We start from the raw sequence: 6,893 nt of genomic DNA on the forward strand, positions 1-6,893 counted from the left end.
TAAGCGCTTTTTTTTATAAAACATTTTGCAACTGAAACTTAAATTTAATTACTTTTTTATTTCTTTCAATTTCCATAGTAATCCATTGTTCGTCTTCTGATTTCAAAAATGCATTCATTTGTTGCAATGAATATTTATAGGTAGGATTTCCATTTATAGAAATGATGATGTCGCTTTTTTGCAAACCAGAATTAAAAGCAGGGGAGTTTTTTCGAACATTAGCAATTGAATAAACAGGTTTTAAATTGAATTTATATTTAAAATTATTACCAGTCTTCTCTGTTCTAATATTAAAAGGATCTTCGGAAACTACAATAGGCACTGTCTGCAAATAGAGTGTTTCTTGCACCCATTGCATTCCTTGCTGTTGAATTTCTATTCCACTTTTATTGTAATTAAAAGGCGCATTGAATTCCCTGTTTTTCTTTAAATAAAGAATGCCATTCTCATAATCAAGAACAATTGTAAAACGTCTTAAAATTTCACCTCCCACTGATCCTACACGGCCAGAAACCATTTTCACACTTTTTAATGAAATCGAATCCGGGAAAGCGGCAATAGGATTTTTAAATTCAAATTCAGCCATTTTAAATTTAAGAACACGCGCTCTTTTCCCTTCGACATCTCCACTAAATCCTTTCCCCAGGTAATCATCAAAATTTTTAGCGGGTACTTTTATTAATTTAGATTCTTTTTCAAAAAGCCATAATGCATCGCTGTTACCTATATCTATTAATACTTTTGCAGGAATTTCAATAGAATCAATCGTTACGCCATTTACGATATACGGCTTGTTTTTTTCAATAGTAATGGAGGTTTTACTAAATTTTTTTTCTATTTTTCTTTTATTCGTATCCGTATTTCTTTGGATAGTAATTCTTTTCTTTTCATAATTAATCAGTACCAAATTATTTTTAAAAAAATGATACCCGATAATTCCATTTACGGGAATTCCAACATGAGAAGACAGATTAAATTCTTGGTCCAAAACAATATATAATAAATGATTTGTCGATTTTACTCCTTGAACATCTAAGATATTATTGGTTGCTTTTAGTCCTTCAACTGCCGTTTCGCTACCTAAACCGCGAAGAGTGATTTTTTCAACATTAGAAAATGAAATTTCTTTTTTTTCTTCCAAACTAAACAAAATAGTTTCTTCAACCCCGGAATCCAACAAAAAATTTAATTCGACCCCATTGACCTTGATAGGAATAAAAACTAAATTATTAATAAATTTGAAAGGAACAGTTATTTTATCAACCCCTTTGGTGAATTGAAAACTATCTTGTGCCAAAATAGGCCAAAAACAAAACAGAATAAAAAATACCGAAGTTAGATTTTTCATTTATAATCATTTTGATAAAAATACACAAAATATTGATTATTTGTACCGTTTCTGTCACATTTACAATTGCGTTTAACAGAAATTTTCAAAAAAAAAATGCAAATTTGCACTTTAATAAATCAACCATGCCAAAAATATCCAATAAAGGCAAGAATATGCCTGAATCACCAATACGTAAATTGGCTCCCTTCGCAGAAATTGCAAAGAAAAAGGGACACAAAGTATATCATCTGAACATAGGTCAACCAGATATAAAAACACCTGAAATAGCTATAAATGCGATAAAAAATATCAATTTAACTATTTTAGAATACAGTCATTCTGCTGGAAATGAAAGTTACAGAAGAAAATTATCGGAGTTTTACAAGCACCAAAATGTTGCTGTCGACTATGACGATATTATAATTACTACCGGAGGATCAGAAGCCTTATTGTTTGCATTGGGAACGATTATGGATCAGGGTGATGAAATCATTATTCCCGAACCTTTTTATGCCAATTACAGTGCTTTTTCCACGGCATCAGGTGGTAGTGTAGTTCCTGTAATTTCAACTATCGATACAGGGTTTGCGCTCCCTTCCATTTCTGAATTTGAAAAATTAATTACACCCAAAACAAAAGCCATTCTGATTTGTAATCCTGGAAATCCAACGGGTTATTTATATTCAAAGGAGGAGATTATGCAGTTGGCAGCATTAGTAAAAAAATACGATATTTTTTTAATCGCTGACGAAGTATATCGAGAATTTATCTATGATGGGGACAGTCATTATTCAGTAATGAATATTGCAGGGCTTGAAGAACATGTAATAATGGTCGATTCTGTATCAAAACGCTACAGTATGTGTGGGGCACGAATAGGATGCTTGGTCTCCAAAAACAAAGAAGTGATGGCGACTGCTATGAAATTTGCACAAGCACGATTAAGTCCTCCAACTGTTGAACAAATTGCGTGTGAAGCTGCTATTGACACTCCACAAAGTTATTTTGATGAAGTAATTTCAGAATACAGAGAACGTAGAGACACTTTAATATCTGAATTAAATAAAATAGAAGGTGTTATTGTAACTAAACCTAAGGCGGCATTTTATTGCATTGCTCAACTTCCTGTTGACAATGCTGATATTTTTGCGCAATGGCTTTTAGAAAGTTATGATTTAAATGGAGAAACGGTTATGGTTGCACCTGCTGCCGGGTTTTATTCTACGCCAGGAATGGGTTTAAATCAAGTGCGCATTGCCTATGTATTGAAAAAAGAAGATTTGATAAGTGCTGTACGTGTTCTTAAAGAAGCTATCCCGATTTACAATTCAAACCGACTAAAAAAACTAATTGCTGCCCAATAATTATGAGTTAAAAACTTTGCTTTATCATTCAGTAACTAAAAAATCGCAAATACTTAATCAAAGGCAGTAACAAAAACGTTATTGCCTTTAGTTTTTTATAACTGATTAATCAACTCACTTCGCTAATGAGATCCATAAAGTCATCATTAAATAGTAGAAGCTATAGAAATTCTTTAATTATTATTAATTATCTTTACCGCTTAAATATATACACCCACTATAATAGTTGCTTTTAATGATAAATAACGAAGAATTTCAAGACGAAATAGGAGACAATCACATTGGTTTATCTGCAAAAAATCCAGTACGCAAAGATGCTTTTGCTATTTCTGATGAAGAAAAAATAGAAAAAATAAAAAAAGATGTTGAAAATATTCTACTCACCCTTGGGATGGATTTGACAGATGACAGCATGAAAGGTACGCCCAATCGTGTAGCAAAAATGTTTGTAAAAGAAATTTTTGGAGGTTTAAATCCTGCCAGAAAACCAGCAGCTTCTACTTTTGACAACAACTACAAATACGGTGAAATGTTAGTAGAGAAAAACATTATCGTTTACTCTACCTGCGAACACCATTTATTACCAATTATAGGAAGAGCACATGTTGCTTATATTTCTAACGGAAGAGTGATTGGGCTTTCTAAAATGAACCGAATTGTAGAATATTATGCTAAAAGACCTCAAGTTCAAGAGCGTTTAACGATGCAAATCGTTCAAGAATTACAAAGTGCTTTGGGTACCGAAGATGTAGCCTGTATTATTGACGCAAAACATCTTTGTGTGAATTCAAGAGGAATAAGTGATATTGAAAGTAGTACAGTAACTTCTGAATTTGGCGGAAAATTTAAAAATGATCAAACTCGAAGAGAATTTTTGGATTACATCAAATTAGAAACAAAGTTCTAGAATAAAATAAATTCTATTTAACCAATAAAGCCTAGCCCTGATTGAAGAGTAAATCCCACGCTTTTTTGCGTGGATTGAAACGGAAAGCAGGAAATAGCTCCAAAAAAAACATATATAAATGCCATTATACAGTTCTCAAATCCTAAAAATATACAACTCTCTTTCGGGAGAAAAAGAAACTTTCACACCTATTCACGAAGGCAATGTTGGAATGTATGTTTGTGGGCCAACAGTTTATAGTAATGTGCATCTTGGGAATGTGAGAACATTTATGTCATTTGATGTGATATTTAGGTATTTTTTGCATTTAGATTACAAAGTGCGTTACGTCCGTAATATTACTGATGTAGGCCATATTGTTGACGATGTGGATGAGGGCGAGGATAAAATTGCTAAAAAAGCACGTATAGAACAGCTGGAACCTATGGAAGTTGTTCAGCGTTATACGGTGGATTTTCATGATATTTTGAATGCTTTTAACTTTTTACCTCCAAGTATCGAGCCTACAGCAACAGGTCATATTATTGAGCAAATTGAAATTATTAAGACCATTATTGACAAAGGAATTGGCTATGAAGCCAATGGATCTGTTTATTTTGATGTGGTAAAATTCAATGAAACAAATCATTATGGTAGATTAAGCGGTCGAAATATTGAAGATATGCTTGCCAATACCCGTGATCTTGACGGGCAATCTGACAAGAGAAATCCACAAGATTTTGCACTTTGGAAAAAAGCCGAACCACAACACATTATGCGTTGGCCTTCCCCGTGGAGTGATGGTTTTCCAGGTTGGCATTTAGAATGTACGGCTATGAGCACTAAATATTTAGGCAATCATTTTGATATTCACGGAGGTGGAATGGATTTGAAATTTCCTCATCATGAATGTGAAATTGCACAGAATGAAGCTTGTACGGGTCAAACTCCAGTAAATTATTGGATGCATGCTAATATGCTAACCTTGAATGGTAAAAAAATGGCTAAATCTACTGGAAATAATATCTTGCCAAGGGAGATTTTAACTGGTGATAATAGCATTTTAAGCAAAGCATTCTCTGCATCTGTAGCTCGTTTTTTTATGCTGCAAGCACATTATAGAAGTATTCTTGATTTTTCTGACGATGCGATTGTTGCAGCCGAAAAAGGATACAAAAGATTGATGGAAGCCATAGAATCATTGAAAGAATTAGATTCAAGTTCCAATAGTACATTAGATATTGCGAGCTGGAAACAGTCTTGCTATGATGCTATGAATGATGATTTTAATACTCCAATTTTGATTGCACAATTATTTGAAGGAGTTCGATTTATCAATTTGCTAAAGGAAGGAAAAGAAACGTTGGCCGCTATTGATTTAAAGACATTTTCTACAGCAATACAAGCTTTTGTATTTGATGTTTTAGGTCTTGAGGACGAGAAACTTTCAGACACCAATAACGATAAATTAGAAGGTACTGTAAATATGCTTATTGAAATGAGAAAACAAGCCAGAGATAACAAAAACTTTGCATTGTCTGATCAGATTCGCGATCAATTAATTGCCTTAGGAATTCAATTGAAAGACGGAAAGGACGGCACTACTTTTACAATATAATGGAATAATTTTTCAATTAGAGAATTAATTAATTAGCCATTTTCTAATTGACATATTAGCTAATTTAATCATGAAAATAACCACGCCTTTTGTTTTATTAGTGCGGTTTTACCAAACCGCAATATCCCCATTTACGCCTTCTGCTTGCAGATTTGAACCAACTTGTTCTTCATACATGATTGAAGCACTACAAAAATACGGATTATTTTACGGCGGATTTTTAGGAGTGAAAAGAATTTTGAGTTGTCATCCTTGGGGAAAAAGCGGTTATGACCCAGTTCCCAAAAAAAAATGCAATCATGAACATTAACCTTTTATTGGTACGAATTTTACTTTAATTCTTTATTTTTACAAAATATTAAAAAATAATCATACATGACACACGCTTTAAATATAATTTGGAATCCATCAGAAGGAATTGATTTAGGTTTTTTTGTAATTAGATATTACAGCTTAATGTTTGTTATCGCTTTTGGATTAGGATGGTATATTATGAAGAATATATTTGAACGAGAAGGAGAATCAATAGAAAAATTAGATTCTTTGTTTATATGGACCGTACTAGCTACATTAATTGGAGCCCGTTTGGGTCATGTTTTATTTTACGATTGGGAATATTTTCGCAATCATTTATTAGAAATATTTTTACCTTTTCGTTTTTCGCCTCAATTTGAGTTTACGGGTTATCAAGGTTTAGCGAGCCATGGTGCTGCTATATCCATAATAATTGCTATGTACTTTTTTAGTAAAAACGTATTAATAAGACCTCAATTATGGATTTTAGACAGAGTAGTCATTCCAGTCGCTAGCGGAGCCATTTTTGTAAGATTAGGGAATTTTTTCAATTCGGAAATTGTCGGGAAAGAAACAACATCTTCTTTTGGAATTCGTTTCATTCGTGATAAATTTAGTTCTAATGACGCCACTAATGCAACCCAAATAGCTAACCCAAATGACGCTTATCATGCTATAGCTACTGACCCAAAATTTGCTGCTTTATTAGAACAAGTTCCTGCAAAGCATCCTGCACAATTATATGAAGCCTTTTGCTATATTTTTGTTTTTGCAATTTTGTTTTTCTTATATTGGAAAACTGACGCTAGAAAAAAATCAGGATTTTTATTTGGATTATTCTTAGTTCTATTATTTTCTGTTCGTATTGTCGTGGAATCTGTAAAAGAAAGCCAAGGTGGATTTGAAAACGCTTTAGGATTATTATCCACGGGACAATGGTTAAGCATTCCTTTTATTTTAATCGGATTTTATTTCGTTTTTACTGCCGAAAAACCAGTTCAAATTTAGACTCAAGTAATTTAATAAATAATGCAAGTTTTGAATTTCTTATTAAACAGAAACCATTGAAAGCAGGATTCAAGTTATAAATGCAACTTTTTGATTAAACATATAATTAGGTGTTTCAAAATTAAATCTTTTTCTTGGTCTATTGTTTAATTTCTCTTGTATTTCTATAATTTTATCTGGAGTTATTTCATCAAATGATGATGATTTGGGTATGTATTGTCTTATTAATCCATTTAGATTTTCATTTGCACCACGTTCCCAAGGGCTGTAAGGGTTGGCAAAGAAAAAATCTATTTCAAGTGCCAAACTAATCTCTTGATGTTGCGCAAACTCTTTTCCATTATCAGAAGTTATTGTATTTATAAAGTGTTTCCAGTTCTGTAGTAATTCGAT

General features: G+C 32.5%; 7 protein-coding genes. 5 read left to right on the forward strand and 2 right to left on the reverse strand.

The window, feature by feature from the left end:
- Positions 1–13: 13 nt before the first annotated feature.
- The gene (locus C4S35_RS14965; protein WP_104000954.1) at positions 14–1,348 is read right to left on the reverse strand and encodes a PDZ domain-containing protein; all 1,335 of its coding nucleotides are present in this window, start codon (positions 1,346–1,348) and stop codon (positions 14–16) included.
- A 125-nt stretch (positions 1,349–1,473) separates the two neighbouring features.
- Here C4S35_RS14965 and C4S35_RS14970 point away from each other — a divergent pair, with 125 nt between their 5' ends.
- The 5 genes from C4S35_RS14970 (at position 1,474) to lgt (ending at position 6,500) form a co-directional block, all read left to right on the forward strand.
- Entirely contained in the window at positions 1,474–2,694 is a 1,221-nt protein-coding gene (locus C4S35_RS14970) for a pyridoxal phosphate-dependent aminotransferase (protein WP_104000961.1), read from the forward strand.
- A gap of 235 nt (positions 2,695–2,929) precedes the next feature.
- The gene (gene folE / locus C4S35_RS14975; RefSeq protein WP_104000955.1) at positions 2,930–3,601 is read left to right on the forward strand and encodes a GTP cyclohydrolase I FolE; all 672 of its coding nucleotides are present in this window, start codon (positions 2,930–2,932) and stop codon (positions 3,599–3,601) included.
- Positions 3,602–3,719: 118 nt separating this feature from the next.
- Positions 3,720–5,198 carry a cysteine--tRNA ligase gene (gene cysS / locus C4S35_RS14980; protein ID WP_104000956.1) on the forward strand — a complete coding sequence of 493 codons (1,479 nt, stop codon included), beginning with the start codon at positions 3,720–3,722 and terminating at the stop codon, positions 5,196–5,198.
- 70 nt (positions 5,199–5,268) lie between these two features.
- A complete protein-coding gene (gene yidD, locus C4S35_RS14985; RefSeq protein ID WP_104000957.1) occupies positions 5,269–5,508 on the forward strand; it encodes a membrane protein insertion efficiency factor YidD in 240 nt (79 codons plus the stop codon).
- Between the two features lie 65 nt (positions 5,509–5,573).
- On the forward strand, positions 5,574–6,500 hold the full coding sequence (gene lgt / locus C4S35_RS14990) for a prolipoprotein diacylglyceryl transferase (RefSeq protein WP_104000958.1): 927 nt from the start codon (positions 5,574–5,576) through the stop codon (positions 6,498–6,500).
- A gap of 69 nt (positions 6,501–6,569) precedes the next feature.
- On the opposite strand, the gene C4S35_RS14995 is transcribed toward lgt, so the two are convergent.
- A partial coding sequence (locus C4S35_RS14995; protein WP_159916778.1) for an IS30 family transposase occupies positions 6,570–6,893 on the reverse strand: 324 nt, incomplete at its 5' end.

The organism is Flavobacterium urumqiense (genome assembly GCF_900108015.1).
Classification (GTDB): domain Bacteria; phylum Bacteroidota; class Bacteroidia; order Flavobacteriales; family Flavobacteriaceae; genus Flavobacterium; species Flavobacterium urumqiense.